Origin of the sequence: Corynebacterium sp. ES2715-CONJ3, from assembly GCF_024814365.1 — a bacterium.
Classification (GTDB): Bacteria; Actinomycetota; Actinomycetes; order Mycobacteriales; family Mycobacteriaceae; genus Corynebacterium.
This window is the reverse complement of record NZ_JANUXS010000007.1, coordinates 12,027-31,241: the sequence shown is the minus strand read 5'-3', so window position 1 is coordinate 31,241 and position 19,215 is coordinate 12,027. Positions and strand designations below refer to the sequence as shown.

Below are 19,215 nucleotides of genomic sequence, written 5' to 3'. Positions count from 1 at the left end.
AAAGTCCTGCATATGTGGGAAATTTAGCTTTATCTATGCGGACTGACGCACGTCACATCTGGCCCGAGAAAACGCGCAGCTAACTGCTGAAATTTCTCTGGATCGCCGGTTGCCTCAAAGACTCTTGTGGGATGGTCGGTGCTGGCGAGGAGATTGCGCTGCGACAGAGTTCGCATCACATCCTTGGCGGTTTCCTCCGCCGAAGACACCAGGGTAACTTGGTCCCCGATGGCGAGTTGGATCACCCCAGAAAGCAATGGGTAATGGGTGCAGCCAAGCACGAGGGTATCCACTCCCGCTGCTTGGAGCGGCTCTACATAAGCCTCAGCTATTCCGAGTACTTGACGTCCATAAGTAATCCCACGTTCGACGAAGTCGACAAACCGAGGGCATGCTTGGGCATAAGCCTCTACCTGGGGATTAACAGCAAAAAGATCTTGGTAGGCCCCTGAATTGATGGTACCGACGGTTCCTATGACCCCAATCTTTCCATTGCGGGTGGTCGCTACTGCGCGGCGTACGGCGGGTTGGATTACTTCAAGGACGGGAATGGCATATCGTTCTCGAGCATCACGCAGACAGGCAGCCGAGGCCGTATTACAGGCTATGACGAGCATTTTGCAGCCCCGCTCAACGAGTTCGTCGGCAATAGCGAGCGCGTGTTGGCGCACCGTGGCAATAGGCAGTGGGCCGTAGGGGCCATGGGCTGTATCACCTATATAAATCACGGACTCACCAGGCAGCTGCTCCATGATGGTGCGGGCTACCGTCAGTCCTCCAACTCCGGAATCGAAGATTCCGATTGGTGCATTGGCGTCAGGGGTTGCAGTCTGTGATAAAGAAGCCATATCTGTCTCTACTATTTTCATGGGTTTATGGATTGATTCGGACAGGTTTTCTGGCGGGCTTAGGATCATCGGAAACGATGGTGGCCGCTGCTAAGAATCCCCCAAGGGCGCCAAAGAGGTGCCCCTGCCAGCTAATCCATGCGGCGGTGGGAAATATTCCCCAAATCATTCCGGAGTAGCTCAGCCCCAAAACGACTCCTACCACCACTTGGCCAAAGGATTTATTAAAAACCCCTCGAGCTACGAGGTAGACCAGCCACCCGTAGACTAATCCGGAGGCGCCTATATGCACAGTGCCCATCCCACCGGTAATCCATACTCCCAGTCCGCCGACGAAGATCGTGATCATGGTTACTTCGACGAAGACCCGGTAGCCGGAATAGCCAACCAAGAAAGCAAAGATGGCGCCCGGAACAGAATTGGCAATTAAATGGCTAAAGCTTCCATGGACAAAAGGCGCTGAAAGGATCGAAGCTACGGAAGAGAATTCTAGGGGGCGAATCCCCAGATAGGCCATATTCTTAGGAAACAGGAGGAGGCCGATGATCTGAACCGACCAAATCAGTACTAAAAAGGAGCCTGCCACAATAAGGCCTTTTTTCACGCTTCTGACTGGTCCAAAAGTTTCTGCTGGTTGCCGCATCACATTGCTCATGGTACGCGCTATTGTACCCGCAATAAGCTCACGGTCGGCAGTGAGAAGGCAGGCTGCGCGTGGAGGAGGGCATCAAGGATTGCCGCTGATACGACCTGCGCCGCCGCAGCCGATAATTCACCCATCATGGCGATATCCACGCCAGTATCTGCGCCAGTGGATAGGCAGAAGAGAGTGTCTCCATCGAGCGGCGAGTGGGCTGGCTGAATAGCTCTGGCAATTCCATCGTGGCCCACCATAGCGATCCTCTTTGCTTGCGCTTTGGTGATGGGAGCATCGGTGGCGATGACACCGATGGTGGTATTGAGCTTACTGAGCAGCGGTTTGAGGGCGGCAAATTTTTGTCTATCCACCCGTATCGAGGGGTCCGCATAGAGTTGGCCGGTATTCGGATCGGCCACTCTACCAACTGGATTAGCCACAATGCCGCACGCAATACGCCACTGGTTATCTGGACCTACGTGCATGCTGGCCTGGCCGAAGCCGCCCCGCAGCACCCCAGCTGTGGCGGCCACTCCCGCACCGATAGATCCAGAACGCTGATCCTTGCCATCCTTGAGCGCTGCTTTAGTGGCAGCGATTCCATCCTCTTTGGTGGGGCGGTGATGTGGATCGCCAACGAGGAGATCAAAGATGACTGCTGCTGGCACGATGGGGACAATCGGACCGGGAACTTCTGGTCCTAGGACGGGGAAACCGATGCCTGCCTCTTCGAGGGCCGCCATGACACCATCAGCAACAGCTAGACCGTAGGCTGATCCCCCACTTAATGCGATTGCGTGGACGCGCTGCACTGTGTTGTGAGGTTCGAGGAGATCAGTTTCTCTCGTTCCCGGCCCCCCACCACGCACATCTACTGCACAGGTGGCGGAATCGCGGGCGATAATAACACTGCAGCCGGTATCACCTAGGCTTTGATGGGCGATGGCGATGCCTGGGATATCGCTTAAAAAGCCTCCCATTAAGCTTCCCCCATCACGGCCTGGAGCAGGCTGTCTTGGTTATAGGCGAGCCACTCCACGATTTGATCACGGTCGCGGCTTTCATCAGGTTGGGCGATCTCGCTAGCGGCAAAGAAGAGCCGAATATCGTTGAGAGCACGTAGCCATAGATGTGCCTCTGGTTCAGAGAGCTTGATATGCTCTGAGCCACCCGGGCCAATCGCATGAGAGATTGCGCTGAGCCCAGCGAGCTTCTCCTTGGTAATCTCGGTTTCGTTGAGGGCGCGTAAGAGGCCATTATCACCCTCGTATTCCTCATCACCCTCGCGCTCAAAATCGGGCAAGAGACGGGCCAGTCCCGGGTCCTCTGGAGCCACGGTATGACCTGAGGGCATGCCGGTGAGCTCCGCCAGTTCATCCTTGGGCGCCGATTGAGCCCGCTCGATAAGGGCTTCAGCAACAGTCGCTGCGAGGTTGCCTAGAATCTGGCGTTCATGGACTTCGAGTTCGCAACTAAATGAAACGCCTTTGAGGAGAGATTTTTTCTTTTTCCACGCGTGCATAACCCTTATCCCCCTTGCTGCATGGTGGCCCAGAGCCCAGCGGTATGAAGTTTTTTCACATCCGCTTCGACCTTATCCTTTTCACCGGAGCTCACCACTGCTTTGCCTTCGGTGTGGACCCGCATCATCAGCTCCACAGCCCGCTTCGGATCATAACCGAGCACGGTTTGAAAAACATAGGTGACATAGCTCATCAGGTTCACGGGATCATCCCAAACAATGCACATCCATGGGAGGTTCTCACTGGTGGCAATGTCGACCTCGAGATCCTCATCCAGCTCAGGTGTGGCCATTGGGGAGCCGCAGCGCGGGTTACAGGTACTCATAAACGTCCAGTTTAGCTGCAAGCTTCACGCATAGTGCATAAAGCACCCGCAATACCTCGTGGGTATGTTCAGAAAACACGGCAACCCTCTACTCAACCCGCTACTCATCGCCGCACTCTTTGCTGCGGAAGGGTTTCCACCCCATGCCACTTCTCCCCGCTCTGATTCGAGAAATTACAGCTCCCTTTCGCGGCAACCTCACGATGCTCGGTGGCATTCAACAATTTCTCGCCTGCCTCATCGCGCCAAGTACGCTTGCCTCCGCTACCGTGGCGGAATATATGTCACCATCCGACGGATCCTCGCAGCGGAGAAGCTATCGTTTTTCTGAGAGCTATTACGACTACGCGCTGCGAGACCGTAATGCTCGGCGGCTTTCGAGAACTCTGCGATGAGGAGCGATATCCTCACAATTGTGAATCGCGCGCGACTCGATAGCGGGCACCCTCTTCGTCGTCTCTTCGTCGTCTCTTCGTCTCGGTATACACTGAAATGTGCGCGCCCAATAGTGGGCCGAGCGCAATGTTACGACAGGGACCTACTGGGGCCCAGAGTCAGGTCAGCTCACGGTGCAGGCCAAGCTTTTTCATCATCAAGCATTCGGGGCGGCATTTTTAGACCAGTGGTTTCATAATCCCCCAAGCCAACAGGTTTTGGGGCGAATAGATCGCACGACCGCAGGCGTTGGAGTGGCAAGCGTCGGCGAGAAGACATACGCTTATATTCAACTGGATTAGCTAATAAGCGAGAAAGAAAAATTTGATGTCTACCTCAACCGCGCTCATGACGGATATGTATGAGCTCACCATGCTACAGTCCGCGCTTGCCGACGGCACTGCCTGGCGCCACTGCACCTTTGAAGTCTTCGGACGTAGGCTTCCTAATGAGCGCCGCTACGGGGTGGTCGCGGGCACAGAGCGCGTTATCGAGGCTATCGAGAATTTTATCTTTACCAGCGATCAAATCGCTGGTCTCGATTTCCTCAACGAGGAAACGAAGGAGTTTCTTCGCCATTACCGTTTTACGGGACAAGTGGACGGCTACCGGGAAGGCGAATTATATTTCCCCCACTCCCCTATCCTCACCGTGCAGGGCACTTTTGCCGAGTGCGTGATCCTCGAGACGGTGATCCTCTCAATACTAAACTCTGATTCTGCGATCGCTACTGCCGCAGCACGGATGGTAACCGCGGCCGATGGTCGCCCGCTGATCGAAATGGGCTCTAGGCGAACCCATGAGGAGGCCGCAGTCACCGCCTCTCGCGCTGCCTATCTCGCTGGTTTCCAGGCCACCTCTAATCTTGAGGCTGCACACCGCTATGGTATCCCTGCCACAGGTACCGCGGCGCACTCGTGGACGCTCGTGCATGTCGGTTCCGATGGTGCCCCCAATGAAAGGGCGGCCTTTGAGTCGCAGATTGCCCAGTACGGGAGCTCCACCACTCTCTTAGTCGATACCTTCGATATCACCCAAGGTGTAAACAACGCCATTGAGGTCGCTGGAACCGAACTGGGAGCCGTGCGTATCGATTCCGGCGATTTGGGGGTCATGACTCGCAAGGTACGCCAGCAGCTCGATGAATTGGGGGCCTATAATACCCGCATCGTCGTCTCCTCTGACTTGGACGAATACGCCATTGCGGGCCTGCGCGGAGATCCTGTCGATAGTTTCGGAGTGGGCACCTCGCTGGTAACTGGATCCGGTGCTCCCACGGCCTCACTGGTGTATAAATTGGTCGCAGTGGATGATCATCCTGTGGCCAAGCGCTCCAGGAATAAGAATTCTGTGGGTGGAGCCAAGCGCGCCGTGCGTACTCACCGGGCCTCAGGGACCGCAATCGAAGAAATCGTGATGCCCTTTGACAGCGCGGAGCCGGAATTCCCAAATCTTAGCGTACTCCCGCTCACCATCCCGCTGATGCGCGATGGGCACCGGGTTGCAGGACTTCCCACGCTCAAGCAGTCTCGCGATTACCTCGCACATCAACTGGTGACCCTTCCGTGGGAGGGCCTCGCTCTCAGCAAGGATGAGCCTGTGCTCAGTGTGCGCTACCTCGGCTTCTAATGGCCGATCTCAATGTCACGAAGCTGCTCGATGCCGCAGTCAGCGGGATTGGGGGCCACAGCCGACCGGGTCAAGTGCGTATGGCGCAGGCGGTGGATAAGGCTCTAAAAAACGGTACCCACTTGGCCGTACAGGCGGGAACGGGTACCGGTAAATCGCTTGCTTACCTCATTCCAGCGATAATGTCGGCACGCGATTCTTCCCAACCAGTGATAATCTCCACAGCGACGATTGCGCTCCAGAAACAGCTCATCGATCGAGATTTGCCGCGAGTGCGCGCTGCTCTGGCCGATATTCTCGATCCTCCGCCAAGCTTCGCCATTTTAAAAGGCCGCAGCAATTATTTATGCCGTTATAAGCTCGATCGAGCCAGCTCTTTAGAGGATTCGCTCGATACCGAGGACACTCCCATAAGTGAGCTGGGAGCGGCGAGTGCCCGTGTTTTTGCGTGGGCCGAGGAGACGGAAACAGGAGATCGTGACAGCCTCGAACCTGGAGTGCCCGATCTAATATGGCGCCAGTTTAGTGTGAGCGCTCAAGAATGTATGGGCGCTTCGCGCTGCCCCTTCGGGGAAGAGTGCTTTGCCGAGTACGCCAAAAAAGAGGCTGCCGAGAGTGAAATCGTTGTCACCAACCACGCGATGCTCGCTATTAACGCTATTTTCGATGTGCCTGTCCTCCCCGATCACGACGTTGTTATTGTTGACGAAGCCCATGAACTCACCGATCGCTTTACTGCGATGAGTACCCAGGAGATCTCTACCCACGCTTTTGATCTTTCGCTGAATCGGGCCGCAAAATTGGGCTCCGGAGTTCGCGATGAAAAACTCGCCTCCGCTGTCGAGGATTGGGAAAAAGCGATGGGGCAGATACCACTCGGACGACTGGTTGACCTCCCAGAGGCCCTCAAACCTTCTCTCGATGCCATTGTTTCTCTCACTGGCGCGCTCATCACCAGTATTGGCACCGCGCCACCTCAGGAGAGTACGAATGACCCCGAGCGCTACGCGGAGAGACAGAATGTCAAGATGCATTTAGAAAGTCAGCGCGAGGCCATCATTCGCATTCTCGACGTTTTTGAAGAGCCCGATATCACTCAGCATAAAGATGTGGTGTGGCTAACGGAAGATGAACGCGGTCGCTTGAGCATGCATATTGCCCCGCTCTCTGTTTCTCACGCTTTAGCGCTGCATTTATTTAGCAACCACACCGTGATTCTCACCTCGGCAACGTTGACCCTCGGCGGGAATTTCAAGGCTATGGCGGCTAGTTGGGGTGTGCCGAAACACAGCTGGCGCGGACTCGATGTGGGGACCCCGTTTGATCCCGCGCACTCGGGTATCCTCTATCTTCCCACCCATCTGCCCGAACCCTCACGAGATGGCCTTGCTGATGCCATTATCGACGAGATCTATGACCTCATTATGGCGGCGGGAGGTCGCAGTTTGGGCCTATTCTCCTCTAAACGTGCCGCCGTGCAAGCCGCGGACGCGCTGCGGCATCGCTTGCCTTTTAAAGTTCTGTGCCAGGGCGAGGATAGTACCGGAGCACTCATCAAAACTTTTAGCAAAGAGGAAAATTCTTGCCTCTTCGGCACGTTGAGTTTGTGGCAGGGTGTAGACGTCCCCGGCAGCAGCTGTTCGCTGGTGATCATGGATAAGATCCCGTTCCCAAGGCCTGATGATCCCCTTTTACAGGCCCGCAAAGAGGCAGCGGACGCAGCTGGTCGTAACGGTTTTATGGAGGTTGCTGCCGCCCACGCGGCATTACTGATGGCTCAAGGCGCCGGCCGGCTCTTACGTGCCACCTCGGATCGCGGGGTGGTAGCGTGCCTCGATCCTCGCCTGAGCAGCAAGCGCTACGGGAGTTTTTTAATCTCTTCCATGCCCGCATTTTGGCGCACCCATAAAAAAGAGACAGTCATTGCAGCTCTAGGGCGCCTGGTCCAGCACTCCACAACGCAACACAACTCATCGAGCCCGGAGCAATCTCGGTAAAACCAGCATCAATAACCGTTATCGCGCCCGGTTGATGCGCTGCCTGCGCGCAGCTGAGGGCGTCTACTTCGGCAACGCTGAGAAGGTATCCGCGCTCTCGCCAGGCCCAACATGCGGAGGCATCAAGGCTGCCCGCAAAAAGCATGGAGGCGTGTCCTACTTGGGCGGCAGCTTTCCCCAGACTCATACGGAGCGAGGCATCGATAAGCACCCGGAGATGAGGAACTGGTGGGGGTGCAGGTGCTGGGAGGGTTGGGGGTAGATCGGTGCCCTTGATTTGGAGGGAGCGCAACCTGGGATCAACGTCGTCCATAGCCGTGGGGATAAAAGCGCGGGCGCGAGCACCCTTGACGTGCGCGGTGACGCCGGGAATTTCTTGAACGTTACGCCACCCAGCACCCCGGGCGCGCCGGGTAATCTTGCGGATGCGGCGGTCGTACCACATTTCTAGGTGGCTGCGATAATGGGAATCACAGCCAGCCTCGTCGATCAGGCATGCCTGTACAACAGCGATACCTGCTGCAGCCAGAAGATCCTCCCGTCGGGGTGGATTAGGTTTTGGGATCTCGAGAACAATTTGCATCGCTTGATCATCAATACCGGTGCTGTGTTGGCGATGCTGGACCGCATCAGCGAGCAAACGATGAGCCGAGAGAAATTGTGAGTGCATTAGGGGTTGAGCGGAACACGACGAGTAAGTGAGGTATCCTCGGATTCGATTTCGGCACGACTGATACCCAGGATATAGAGCACCTCATCGAGGAAGGGTGAGTTGACCGAGGTATCAGCAATCTCTTTGAGAACTGGTTTGGCATTAAAAGCAATACCTAAGCCTGCAGCTGAGATCATATCGATATCATTGGCACCGTCGCCTACAGCGACTGTCTGATGCATCTGAAGACCGCTATCAGCGGCGAATTCGGCGAGGAACTCAGCTTTCGCCCGGCGATCAACCACTGTGCCGAGGACTTCGCCGGTTAGCACACCATTGTTGATCTCGAGTGTATTTGCGCGGACATAATCGAGTTCGAGGTCGGCGGCAAGATCCTGAAGGACTTCAATAAATCCACCAGAGACGACCGCAGTTTTATAGCCCATACGTTTTAAAGTGCGAATTGTCGTCCGCGCACCCGGGGTGAGCACAATATCCTTAGCGACCTCTTTAAGGAGGCGCGCATCTAAGCCCTTAAGTAGACGCACCCGGGCGCGCAAAGATTCCTCGAAGTCTAATTCCCCGCGCATGGCGCGATCGGTGATGTCTTTGACTTCCAACTCGCGGCCTGTCCGCGCGGCGAGCATCTCGATGACTTCCCCGGTTATGAGGGTGGAATCGCAGTCAAAGCAAATCAGTCTCGTGGAGCGTCGTTGTAGTCCGGCCCGCTCGATGGCGATATCAATCCCCTGCTCGCTACTTAAGGCAGCGAGTGCTTTACGCACGGGGACTCCCGCACCTGGGTCGGCATTGGCCATCGTAATCTTAAATTCGAGCCCAGTAACAGGGTAATCGGAGATACCACGAATGGTATCGATATTGGCTTCGTAATTGGCGAGGGTCTGAGCGATACGAGAGATATCGGCAGCGCGAACAGGATTTCCCAGCACAATAATCTCGTGAGTGGAGTACGGTTTAGGGCTGCCTACGGTCTCACGTAATTCTACGGTCACCGTTTGCTGGTAGGCGCTTAGAGTATCCCTCAGCCCGATGGTGAGGGTTTCTAGCCTCTTGGGATCTATGCCTATATAGGCAGCGAGCGACAGATAACCACGGAATTTAGACTGCTCGACATCCAAAATCTGAGCACCGTGAGCTGTGAGCACTCTAAAGAAAGCTGCACTGACGCCAATGCGATCTGTTCCGCTTACTGTAATGACGGCAGGGGTGAGCGGGGCTTCTAATTCCACGGTGGGGGCAAGGTCTCTATTCACGCCTTCCTATTCTTCCATGACGAATGCGGGGGCGGTTAACATTTTGGCTATTTCTTTCGGGTAATAAAAATACTGAGGCCGATCGTGTGATCAGCCTCAGTATTAAGAAGTCAGGAATGCGTGGAGCTATTAGTGGCGGCCCACGTGTGCTTCCTTACGCATGCGCTCAACCATATGTGGATAGTGCAGCTCGAAGGCTGGACGCTCGGAGCGGATACGTGGCATCGACGTGAAGTTGTGTCGTGGTGGTGGGCATGAGGTCGCCCACTCGAGGGAGTTGCCGTAGCCCCATGGGTCGTCTACGGTGACAACCTCGCCGTAGCGCCAGGATTTCACGACGTTCCAGATAAATGGCAATACGCTCATTCCAAGGAGGAAGGAGAATACTGTGGAAATCTGGTTGAGGGTGGTGAAACCATCAGAATCGAGGTAGTCGGCGTAGCGGCGGGGCATACCCATATTTCCTACCCAGTGCTGGATGAGGAAGGTGCCGTGGAAGCCAACGAAGGTTAGCCAGAAGTGCACCTTGCCTAGTCGCTCATCAAGCATGCGACCGGTCATCTTGGGGAACCAGAAGTAGACGCCTGCACAGGAGGCGAAGACGACGGTTCCGAAGAGGGTGTAGTGGAAGTGGGCAATGAGGAAATAAGACTCAGCAAGGTGGAAGTCCAGTGGTGGGGAGGCAAGCATAATGCCGGTGAGGCCACCGAAGAGGAAGGTAACGAGGAAGCCGACCGACCAGAGCATCGGGGTCTCCCACGTGATGTGGCCACGCCACATAGTGCCGAGCCAGTTCACAAACTTCACACCGGTAGGAACCGAGATGAGGAAGGTCATAAAGGAGAAGAAGGGCAATAGGATTGCACCGGTGACGAACATGTGGTGAGCCCACACAGCCATCGAGAGCGATCCGATCGACAGGGTAGCAAAGACCAAACCGATATAACCGAACATTGGCTTGCGGGAGAAAACAGGGAGAATCTCTGAGATAACGCCGAAGAATGGCAGCGCCAGCACATAAACCTCGGGGTGCCCGAAGAACCAGAAGAGGTGCTGCCAAAGAACAGCTCCGCCATTACCTGGGTCATAGATATGTCCACCCAATTTGCGGTCATAGAGAACGCCAAGTGCAGCGGCCAGAAGCAGCGGGAAGATCATAAGTACAATCACGGACGTCACGAAGACATTCCAGCAGAAGATTGGCATGCGGAACATCGTCATGCCCGGTGCGCGCATGGTCAAAATAGTGGTGACCATATTAATAGCGGATGCAACGGTACCAACACCGGTTGCGCCCACACCCACGATCCACATATCGGTACCAAGACCTGGGGAGTGGATGGAGTCAGCAAGGGGTAGGTACATTGTCCACCCGTAGTCAGCTGCGCCGCCTGGGGTGAGGAAACCTGCCATCATGGCAACCACACCGATGGTGGTAATCCAGAAACCGAAAGCGTTCAGGCGTGGGAAAGCCACGTCTGGAGCCCCAATCTGGAGCGGCAAAATATAGTTAGCAAAGCCCCACACAATTGGGGTACCAAATGCCAGCAACATAATTGTGCCGTGCATGGTAAATAGCTGGTTGAACTGCTCATTGGATAAGAATTGGAGCCCTGGGGTAAAGAGCTCGGCACGAATAAGCAAGGCCATAAAGCCACCGACGAAGAACCACACGAAAGACATGATGATGTACATAATGCCTAGTAGTTTGTGATCCGTGGTGGTCAGCATGGACCATGCGAGCGTGCCAATTCGCGCACCCCCAGTGGGTGCGGGACGAGTGGGCTGGGAGTAGTTCTCCTGCCGTGGCACCACTGCGGTCATACGATCCTCCTGACTTCGTTTAAGATGCGAGCGAGTTTCCTGCGAGTGCATCTATAAAAAATGTCGTACACTATCCGTGTCCAACACTGAAAAATCTACCGGCCCCATAAAAAAGAGACTAGTTTCACTTCTACACTACCGACTATTGCACTGGTGGGGAAATATTTTTTAATCCCCAAACGCGTAGCATCGTCGATGAACGGGGATTATAAGCAAAAAGATGTGATCTGCGACATCAAAGTTATCAAGGTGTGCCCTTCTCTCAGGCGAGAATGCGACGGTCAGTGCCCCCATTCAACGTCAAACAAAAGGATGATCAGCTCCGCTCATAACAAGCATCACCTGACTTTTGCCGAGGCCGTACTCAATGAGTGGCGGTGAGAGTCTGTGGTAAGTGTCGGTGAAAGACTGTGGTAAACGACGTGGTGCCACATCATCCGACGGGAGCGACGACTGAGCCTCGCTAAACCCCGGCTTTCCGATGGCTGAGCTGAGGTGAGCTGATACCACCGCGATCACGCTTAACCTGTACAAGTCCATATATGGGATAGTTCCCGACACAACGGAACTCATACCTCCATGGTCACCTCCGAGATAGTCCCCAACCATTACGGATTACTTACGCCTTTTAGCACTCGCGCCCTCAGTATTCTTAGAGGGGGGCGCTTAGAGTTCAATAACGCACCCCCCGTCAAGAAGCGGCCACCTGATTACCAAGGGGAACTTGGAGCGACCCCGGGCATCGATTTTCTATCATCCCCCCACATGTGGACAACGGCAGTTATTTTTAAACGAAAAAGCCGTAGGCCTCAAGGGATCGCTACTTCCTTTAGACCTACAGCTCAAGGCGATACTCGTGCTTAGAAGTCCCAGTCGTCGTCAGTGGTATTCTCAGCCTTGCCAATGACATAGGAAGAACCTGAGCCGGAGAAGAAGTCATGGTTCTCATCGGCATTGGGCGACAAGGCGGACAGGATTGCTGGGGACACCTGGCATTCGTCGGTAGGGAACATCTGCTCGTAACCGAGGTTATTCAGGGCCTTATTGGCGTTATAACGCAGGAAGCGTCGCACATCCTCGGTCCATCCCAATGGATCGTAGAGATCCTCGGAATACTGAATCTCGTTTTCGTAGAGTTCTAGCAGCATTTCGATGGTGTATTCCTTCAGTTCTGCCTGACGCGCAGGAGTCTGCTTGGCCAGCAGTCTCTGGTACTTATAACCGATATAGTAGCCGTGAACGGCCTCATCACGAATGATCAGACGAATGATATCGGCAGTATTGGTCAACTTCGCATGAGAAGACCAATACATGGGCAGATAGAATCCGGAGTAGAAGAGGAAAGACTCCAGCAAGGTGGAGGCGATCTTCTTCTTCAGCGGATCTTCGCCCTCGTAATACGTCATAATGATCTTGGCTTTGCGCTGGAGGTTCTCATTTTCCTCCGACCAGCGGAATGCATCATTTATCTCACGGGTGGACGAGAGCGTCATGAAGATATTGGAATAGCTCTTAGCGTGCACTGACTCCATGAAAGCAATATTGGTCAATACGGCCTCTTCATGCATGGACTGGGCATCTTTGAGCATGGAAACCGCACCAACGGTTCCCTGGATGGTATCGAGCAACGTTAGGCCTGCGAATACCCGCATGGTGGTCTGCTTCTCAAGATCATTGAGGGTTGCCCAGCTCTTGAGATCATTAGAAACAGGGACCTTTTCTGGCAGCCAGAAGTTACCAGTGAGACGATCCCACACTTCTTTATCCTTCTCATCAGGGATGGTATTCCAGTTGATGGCGGATACGGGATCTTGGTGGGTGGCGAAGAATTGTTCTTCTTCCTTATGCAAGTGCATAGCACTCCTTCTTATATATGCGAGGTGGTGTGCGATTCTTTCAACCCATAGTGCCACAGTCCATATGGTTGCTGTTTGTGGTCTTAACCACCAGACAATTATGTGATTTTAGTCACGCAACTTAATGGCTGCTAAAATAGGTTGGACTTAGTTAAACCGCGCGGGATTATTTAGTTAGACCCTATTAATGGGGAGTTTTTATAAGGTTAAGCAGCATATTTAGATCTCCGTGAATATTTTCGGCCATTCTCATTACGGTAGCCTTATTTAGGATTGCCCAACCAAATACGAAGCCAGAAAACCTAGTTAAGCTGGGCTAACCTTCGCTGACAAGATGAATCAATCACTTTAAGCTGTGATTCATGAGTATTAATCCACAACTTGCAACTGCCTTGAACGAACAGATCACCATGGAGCTTGAAGCATCGATGGTTTATCTGCAAATGTCCTATATCACCGACGATCTCAGCCTTCCCGGCATGACCTTATGGTTAAAGAAGCAACACGCCGAAGAGCTCGAGCACGCCGAGAAATTTGCTCAGCACCTCCTCGATCGCGACTACACGCCGCAGATTGGCGATATTAATCCTCCCAAGGTCGATGCCTCGAGCCCACTGGAGATTTTCGAACTCGCCCTCGCCCATGAGCAAAAGGTAAGTGCGTCGATACGCGAACTTGCGATCTTAAGCGATTCGATTCACGATTTCGAATCTCGACCACTCCTTAATACCTTCGTTACCGAGCAGGTTGAAGAAGAAGCCTCCGTGAGAGAGATCCTCGATCGCCTCCGCCTGGCCGGTGAAGGTCTTGGCGTCCTCTATATCGACGATGAGCTTTCCAAGCGTTAAGTTATTCCTTCATCTGGTTGAACCCCGAGAGTATCTCTCGGGGTTTTCCCGTTAGAGCATGCAGGAAACGCAGCCCTCAACCTCGGTTCCTTCGAGAGCGACTTGACGCAGCCGGATATAGTACAAGGTCTTGATCCCCTTACGCCACGCGTAAATCTGAGCGCGGTTGATATCGCGGGTCGTCACCGTATCTTTGAAGAAAAGGGTGAGCGATAATCCTTGGTCGATATACTTGGTGGCCACCGCGTAGGTATCAATGACCTTCTCGAAGCCGATCTCATAGGCATCCTGGAAGTACTCCAAGTTGTCGTTATCCATATGGGGTGCTGGATAGTAGACGCGACCGATCTTGCCCTCTTTACGGATCTCAATCCTCGAGGCAATAGGGTGAATCGACGAGGTGGAGTTATTGATATAGGAAATGGACCCTGTTGGTGGAATAGCCTGCAGATATCGGTTATAAATACCGTCTTCCATCACCTCAGCCCTAAGCTCTGCCCACTGTTCAGCGGTCGGAGTCTCAATCGAGGAATTGTCAAAGAGTTCTTGGACCCGAGCGGTACGAGGAGCAAAATCTTGAGGATCAAAGCGATCGAAGTAGGCACCCGAGGCATAGTCCGACGTCTCGAAGCCCACGAAAGCATGTCCGCGATCTTTTGCCAGCTGATTCGAAGCCTTCAAGCAGTGGTAGAGCACCGCTGCAAAATAAGCGTTGGTGAAATCAAGAGCCTCTTCCGACCCATACTGAATACGCTCACGGCCGAGATAACCGTGGAGGTTCATTTGCCCTAAGCCAATCGCGTGGGCGTCATCATTACCCTTGCGTATCGACGGTACGGAATCAATCTTGGTCTGCTCACTCACAGCGGTCAGCGCCCGAATGGCCGATTCTACGGTTTGGCCAAAATCGGGTGAATCCATGGTCATGGCAATATTCAAAGAGCCAAGGTTACAGGAAATATCCTGACCAATATGCTCATAGGTGAGGTCGTCGTTGAAGACCGATGGTGAATTGACCTGCAGAATTTCTGAGCAGAGATTGGACATATTAACGCGGCCCTCAATGGGGTTGGCTGCGTTCACGGTGTCCTCATACATGATGTATGGGTAGCCGGATTCGAACTGAATCTCCGCCAAAGTCTGGAAGAATTCCCGGGCATTGATCTTCTTTTTGCGGATCCGAGGATCCTCGACCATCTCTTGGTAGTGTTCGGTCACCGAAATATCGCCGAAGGCCTTGCCATAGACCCGCTCCACGTCATAGGGCGAGAAGAGGTACATATCATCATTACGCTTGGCAAGATCGAAGGTAATATCCGGAATCACGACACCTAAGGAGAGGGTCTTAATGCGGATCTTCTCATCGGCATTCTCGCGCTTGGTATCAAGGAAGTTCAAAATATCGGGGTGGTGCGCATTCAAATACACTGCCCCCGCACCCTGGCGAGCACCAAGCTGGTTGGCATAAGAGAAGGCATCTTCGAGCAACTTCATCACGGGGATAACACCGGACGATTGGTTCTCAATATGCTTAATCGGAGCACCTGATTCGCGCAGATTCGATAGCAGCAGGGCCACCCCACCTCCGCGCTTCGAAAGCTGCAGCGCGGAGTTGATCGAGCGACCAATCGATTCCATATTGTCTTCAATGCGCAATAGGAAGCAAGAGACTGGCTCGCCACGTTGAGCCTTACCCATATTCAAGAAGGTAGGGGTAGCTGGCTGGAAGCGACCGGAAATAATCTCATCAACCAAATGCGAAGCTAGCTCTTTGTCACCGTCGGCAAGCGCGAGGGAGACCATGCACACGCGGTCCTCGAAGCGCTCGAGGTAACGAGCACCGTCGAAGGTCTTTAGAGTATAGGACGTGTAGTACTTATAGGCACCGAGGAAGGTTTGGAAGCGGAATTTGTGGGCATAGGCCTGCTTGAATAACTCCTTAATGAAAGCGAAATCATATTTATCCAGAACCGCCGGGTCGTAGTACTTATTTTCCACCAGATACCGCATCTTTTCCTCGAGATCGTGGAAGAAGACGGTATTGCGGTTAACGTGCTGCAGGAAGAATTGATTAGCAGCCTGGCGGTCTTTATCAAACTGAATTTTATGGTCACTGCCATAAAGGTTCAGCAGCGCATTGAGCGCATGGTAGTCGAGTTGCTCATCGCGGGATGCGGGCTCGGCAACCTTGGATCCAAGATTCTCTGACACGATAGCTCGTGGTTCCTTTGCTTGTGAGGGGCTTGCCAAAAGAATATTCTGCAAGCGTGGAGGGTGATTAGGCCATAAAAGTAGCGCCCCCGCTCGTTCGTATTATGTGTAGGAGGGGCGCCGTAGACGTATCTCGATGACTTAGGCAGCTGCGAGGAGGTTCGCAATACGCTCGGGGCGATAGCCCGACCAGTGATCTTCACCATCGACCATCACGACGGGAGCCTGGAGGTAACCGAGCGATAGGACATAATCGCGAGCCTCGTCGTCGATGGAGATATCAACCGTCTCATAATCCAGACCAGAGCGGTCAAGAAGCTTCTTGGTAGCAACACACTGCATACACGCTGGCTTGGTATAAAGAGTGATAGACATCGTAAGAATTTTCCTTATTCATTAACGGGCATAAAGGCTGCGAATCACTGCCCCAATTCTTTCACTGGTTACCCTGTGGGCCTTATTGACCAGTGACTTACTGACAGGAACCAACACTATACTTAGTGGTAAAATAACGCAAATGGCACAACATATAGTAGTTACAGCCATGGAATTCCCAGCTGGGCAGGTCCGCTTCCACCATATATAGTCCTCCATGAGAGCCGGACCCCTCACCCGTTGGAGCCGGGGATTTCAGCCCCTTCAACATCCGTGCAGCTCAGTGGAGAAAATGCGGAAAATTAATTTTTTTATCCCCTCCACCCCCTTTACCCCCTTTGTCTGAGAGATGGCCTAACACATAAAAAAATCCACCCCTTAGAGTTCTAAGGGGTGGATAAATATAGGACTATTAGCCCTGACGAGCCTTAAAACGTGGCTCTTTCTTATTGATCACATAAACTTTGCCGCGACGGCGCACAACCTGAGCACCCGGCTTGTTCTTCAGCGACCGAAGGGACTTACGAACCTTCATCGGGCGCTCCTTTCTGCTTGAGGATGAGTCAGGCGCACTAACTCGTCACATCTTAAATAAGACTAGGCCAATTCCTTGAGAGAAGGCGTATATAAAAGCCAGTCATGACACGGAGAATCATATTAGCCCATCAGCTGTGGATTATCCAAACCTTTCCCTCCACCTTAAGAGATCAGCCACACCGAAAAAGCGCTAGTATTAGGCCCATGAATCCCGATGATATTCGCAAGCGTCTCCATACCCAGCCTGTGATTAGGCCAGCAGAGGAAATAGCGATCCGCGTAAACTTCCTCCTCGATTACCTCAAGGCCACGCATACCCGCGGCTTCGTCCTCGGTATCTCAGGGGGCCAAGATTCCACCCTAGCTGGCAAACTTGCCCAGCTCGCAGTAGAACGCGCTAGGGACGAAGGCCTCGACGCCGAATTTTATGCCCTCCGACTCCCCTACGGACACCAGGCTGATGAGCAGGATGCCCAGATCGCACTCGACTTCATCCAGCCCGACCATAGCCTCACCATCAATATCCAAGACTCAACTGATGCGCTCGCGGAAGCATGTGCTCAGGCGCTCGGCTTAGATAAGCTCGGGGATTTTAATAAGGGGAACCTTAAAGCTCGACAGCGCATGGCAGCCCAATACGCTCTCGCCGGAGAGCGTGGACTACTCGTTATCGGAACCGATCATGCCGCCGAAAACCTCACAGGTTTTTATACAAAATTTGGCGACGGCGCCGCGGATATACTGCCCATCTTCGGCCTCTCCAAGAACCAAGGGGCAGCGCTTCTTCAGGAGCTGGGTGCGCCAGCATCCACCTGGAAGAAGATTCCCACTGCGGACCTCGAAGACGACCGACCAGGACTGGCTGACGAAGAAGCCCTAGGCCTGAGCTATGAGGACATCGATACCTTCGTTCAAGGCACTGGTGAGGTCAGCCCTGCGGCGCTCGAGCGCATCATGCATCTCTGGCAGATCGGCGAACACAAGCGCCACTTACCCGTTACCCCTTATGATCTGTGGTGGCGTTCGTCAACAGGCACTGCCTAAGCCAGCACCTTAAGGGTGGTATACGCGGCTCGCATCAGCTCTGGGGCATAGCTAGGGCCGTGAGTGAAGGTATGCACTGCAAGGGGATGCAGTTGGTGGAGTGAGAGCATGCTGCGGAAGTTTTCAGGCAGCGCAGTGATCTTTTGGTAACCAGCGAAAAATTCTTCGAGATACGGGCACCCAAATAACTCCAGCATGGCCAGGTCCGTCAGTGGGTGACCACCGTGGGCTGCGGGATCGATAAAGAAGGGGCCGTGGGTGCCAAAAATCAGATTTCCATTCCACAGATCACCATGAATCCGAGCGGGAGCGATCGTAGGCCACTGTATCTGCTCGACTTTTTCTAAAACTGTCGCGAGCACAGCCTCATCGCGTGTGCTCAGATTGCCACTGGCTACCGCTTGAATAACGAAGGGCCACACCCGTTGGCGGCAGTAAAACTCAGCCCAGTCTGCCGTCGGCTGAGCTGACTGTCGCTGGGTGCCAATATAGATATCCCCTTCCCACCCAGGTGGCGGAGCCCCAAAAGCGGGCGCACCCAAGGCGTGAATACGAGCAAGCTCCTGTCCGGCGAGCCAAGCCATCAATGCGCTAGGCGATGTGTGCTCGATATATTCGGTAGTGATGCTGATATTGTCCACCTCGAGAACCTCGACGACCGCGGAGCTGCCCTCTCTCAGCCATATCAGCCCTTTTGCTTCGCACTGAGGAGCGCCGGCGAGGTGCGGTGCGACGGTTTTTTTAAAACCTGACATCTAGTAGCGCTCCGGTTCAGCACCCAGGGCAAAGGCGCGACCGCTCAGTGACGTGATGGTCATGCGGACGAAGTTGTACTTTAAGGTGGGCACCCATGGTTGTAGCGCGAGAGTATCGGCGTGCTGGATCTCTTTAGTATCTCGAAGGACGTGCGCATGTCCGCGGGCCACGACTGACCACGCATGGGTTTCGGTTACCTCATCAACTTCAAAGAGCACATCGGAATTAAGCGCGATACTAAAGAGTTTGGCTCCTTCTGCGGTGCGGAAGTAGAGATCGCCAGCATCGAGAACATAGTTGATGGGGAAGATATCCATATCAGCGTGCCGACGCACCACAATGCGGCCTAGGCGCTGCCCTGCGAGCTTTTCAAGGCACTCGTCTTGGCTGAGGATATTCACGGGTCCTGCTGGCATATTTTCCCCTTCGAAAGCGGATACGGTA

At 53.8% G+C, this 19,215-nt stretch carries 20 protein-coding genes; 5 read left to right on the top strand and 15 right to left on the bottom strand.

All coding sequences use genetic code 11. The features are described 5' to 3' along the window. Positions 1-29 precede the first annotated feature (29 nt). Genes murI through clpS form a run of 5 tightly spaced genes read right to left on the bottom strand, consistent with a single transcriptional unit; the run spans position 30 to position 3,333 of the window. Complete coding sequence (gene murI, locus NXT00_RS08640) at positions 30-848, bottom strand: glutamate racemase (RefSeq protein ID WP_259158739.1); 819 nt, start codon at positions 846-848, stop codon at positions 30-32. 25 nt (positions 849-873) lie between these two features. After that, on the bottom strand, positions 874-1,503 hold the full coding sequence (locus tag NXT00_RS08635) for a rhomboid family intramembrane serine protease (RefSeq protein ID WP_259080148.1): 630 nt from the start codon (positions 1,501-1,503) through the stop codon (positions 874-876). 8 nt (positions 1,504-1,511) lie between these two features. Further along, positions 1,512-2,465, bottom strand: a complete 954-nt coding sequence (locus tag NXT00_RS08630; RefSeq protein ID WP_259080147.1) for a P1 family peptidase — start codon at positions 2,463-2,465, stop codon at positions 1,512-1,514. Next, entirely contained in the window at positions 2,465-3,007 is a 543-nt protein-coding gene (locus NXT00_RS08625) for a DUF2017 domain-containing protein (protein ID WP_259080146.1), read from the bottom strand. The genes NXT00_RS08630 and NXT00_RS08625 overlap by 1 nt, the downstream gene beginning before the upstream one ends. A 5-nt stretch (positions 3,008-3,012) precedes the next feature. Beyond that, positions 3,013-3,333, bottom strand: a complete 321-nt coding sequence (clpS, locus tag NXT00_RS08620; RefSeq protein ID WP_259080144.1) for an ATP-dependent Clp protease adapter ClpS — start codon at positions 3,331-3,333, stop codon at positions 3,013-3,015. A 143-nt stretch (positions 3,334-3,476) separates the two neighbouring features. Between clpS and NXT00_RS08615 the strand changes: the two genes are divergently transcribed. The 3 genes from NXT00_RS08615 (at position 3,477) to NXT00_RS08605 (ending at position 7,394) form a co-directional block, all read left to right on the top strand. After that, entirely contained in the window at positions 3,477-3,728 is a 252-nt protein-coding gene (locus tag NXT00_RS08615) for a hypothetical protein (protein ID WP_259080136.1), read from the top strand. 367 nt (positions 3,729-4,095) lie between these two features. Then, the gene (locus NXT00_RS08610; RefSeq protein WP_259080134.1) at positions 4,096-5,397 is read left to right on the top strand and encodes a nicotinate phosphoribosyltransferase; all 1,302 of its coding nucleotides are present in this window, start codon (positions 4,096-4,098) and stop codon (positions 5,395-5,397) included. After that, positions 5,397-7,394, top strand: coding sequence for an ATP-dependent DNA helicase (locus NXT00_RS08605; protein WP_259158738.1), 1,998 nt, complete (start codon positions 5,397-5,399; stop codon positions 7,392-7,394). Before NXT00_RS08610 ends, NXT00_RS08605 begins: the two co-directional genes overlap by 1 nt. Here NXT00_RS08605 and NXT00_RS08600 read toward each other — a convergent pair. The 5 genes from NXT00_RS08600 to nrdF all read right to left on the bottom strand — a co-directional run bounded on the left by NXT00_RS08600 (position 7,318) and on the right by nrdF (position 13,000). Then, entirely contained in the window at positions 7,318-8,064 is a 747-nt protein-coding gene (locus NXT00_RS08600) for a peptidyl-tRNA hydrolase (RefSeq protein WP_259080132.1), read from the bottom strand. The genes NXT00_RS08605 and NXT00_RS08600 overlap by 77 nt on opposite strands. Beyond that, positions 8,064-9,320, bottom strand: a complete 1,257-nt coding sequence (gene serB, locus NXT00_RS08595; RefSeq protein ID WP_259080131.1) for a phosphoserine phosphatase SerB — start codon at positions 9,318-9,320, stop codon at positions 8,064-8,066. The genes NXT00_RS08600 and serB overlap by 1 nt, the downstream gene beginning before the upstream one ends. A gap of 129 nt (positions 9,321-9,449) precedes the next feature. Next, positions 9,450-11,144 carry a cytochrome c oxidase subunit I gene (ctaD, locus tag NXT00_RS08590; protein WP_259080123.1) on the bottom strand — a complete coding sequence of 565 codons (1,695 nt, stop codon included), beginning with the start codon at positions 11,142-11,144 and terminating at the stop codon, positions 9,450-9,452. A 300-nt stretch (positions 11,145-11,444) separates the two neighbouring features. Beyond that, on the bottom strand, positions 11,445-11,717 hold the full coding sequence (locus tag NXT00_RS08585) for a hypothetical protein (RefSeq protein WP_259158736.1): 273 nt from the start codon (positions 11,715-11,717) through the stop codon (positions 11,445-11,447). Positions 11,718-12,004: 287 nt separating this feature from the next. Further along, complete coding sequence (nrdF, locus tag NXT00_RS08580; protein WP_259080118.1) at positions 12,005-13,000, bottom strand: class 1b ribonucleoside-diphosphate reductase subunit beta; 996 nt, start codon at positions 12,998-13,000, stop codon at positions 12,005-12,007. A 362-nt stretch (positions 13,001-13,362) separates the two neighbouring features. On the opposite strand from nrdF, the gene NXT00_RS08575 reads away from it, so the two are divergent. Next, the gene (locus NXT00_RS08575) at positions 13,363-13,848 is read left to right on the top strand and encodes a ferritin (protein WP_259158734.1); all 486 of its coding nucleotides are present in this window, start codon (positions 13,363-13,365) and stop codon (positions 13,846-13,848) included. Positions 13,849-13,899: 51 nt separating this feature from the next. On the opposite strand, the gene nrdE is transcribed toward NXT00_RS08575, so the two are convergent. The 3 genes from nrdE to ykgO form a co-directional block, all read right to left on the bottom strand. Continuing rightward, positions 13,900-16,059 (bottom strand): class 1b ribonucleoside-diphosphate reductase subunit alpha, encoded by a 2,160-nt coding sequence (gene nrdE / locus NXT00_RS08570; RefSeq protein WP_259158733.1) that lies wholly within the window; start codon positions 16,057-16,059, stop codon positions 13,900-13,902. A 141-nt stretch (positions 16,060-16,200) separates the two neighbouring features. Beyond that, positions 16,201-16,434: a glutaredoxin-like protein NrdH gene (gene nrdH, locus NXT00_RS08565; protein ID WP_259080112.1), complete on the bottom strand. Its 234-nt coding sequence runs from the start codon at positions 16,432-16,434 to the stop codon at positions 16,201-16,203. A 412-nt stretch (positions 16,435-16,846) separates the two neighbouring features. Next, positions 16,847-16,969 carry a type B 50S ribosomal protein L36 gene (ykgO, locus tag NXT00_RS08560; protein WP_005511141.1) on the bottom strand — a complete coding sequence of 41 codons (123 nt, stop codon included), beginning with the start codon at positions 16,967-16,969 and terminating at the stop codon, positions 16,847-16,849. Between the two features lie 206 nt (positions 16,970-17,175). Here ykgO and nadE point away from each other — a divergent pair, with 206 nt between their 5' ends. Further along, complete coding sequence (gene nadE / locus NXT00_RS08555; RefSeq protein ID WP_259158731.1) at positions 17,176-18,015, top strand: ammonia-dependent NAD(+) synthetase; 840 nt, start codon at positions 17,176-17,178, stop codon at positions 18,013-18,015. Here the strand turns inward: nadE and NXT00_RS08550 are convergent. Together NXT00_RS08550 and NXT00_RS08545 are read right to left on the bottom strand one after the other, a co-directional pair. Next, on the bottom strand, positions 18,012-18,770 hold the full coding sequence (locus NXT00_RS08550; RefSeq protein ID WP_259158729.1) for a fructosamine kinase family protein: 759 nt from the start codon (positions 18,768-18,770) through the stop codon (positions 18,012-18,014). The two genes, nadE and NXT00_RS08550, sit on opposite strands and share 4 nt — an antisense overlap. Further along, the gene (locus NXT00_RS08545) at positions 18,771-19,187 is read right to left on the bottom strand and encodes a pyridoxamine 5'-phosphate oxidase family protein (protein ID WP_259158727.1); all 417 of its coding nucleotides are present in this window, start codon (positions 19,185-19,187) and stop codon (positions 18,771-18,773) included. Positions 19,188-19,215: the final 28 nt, after the last annotated feature.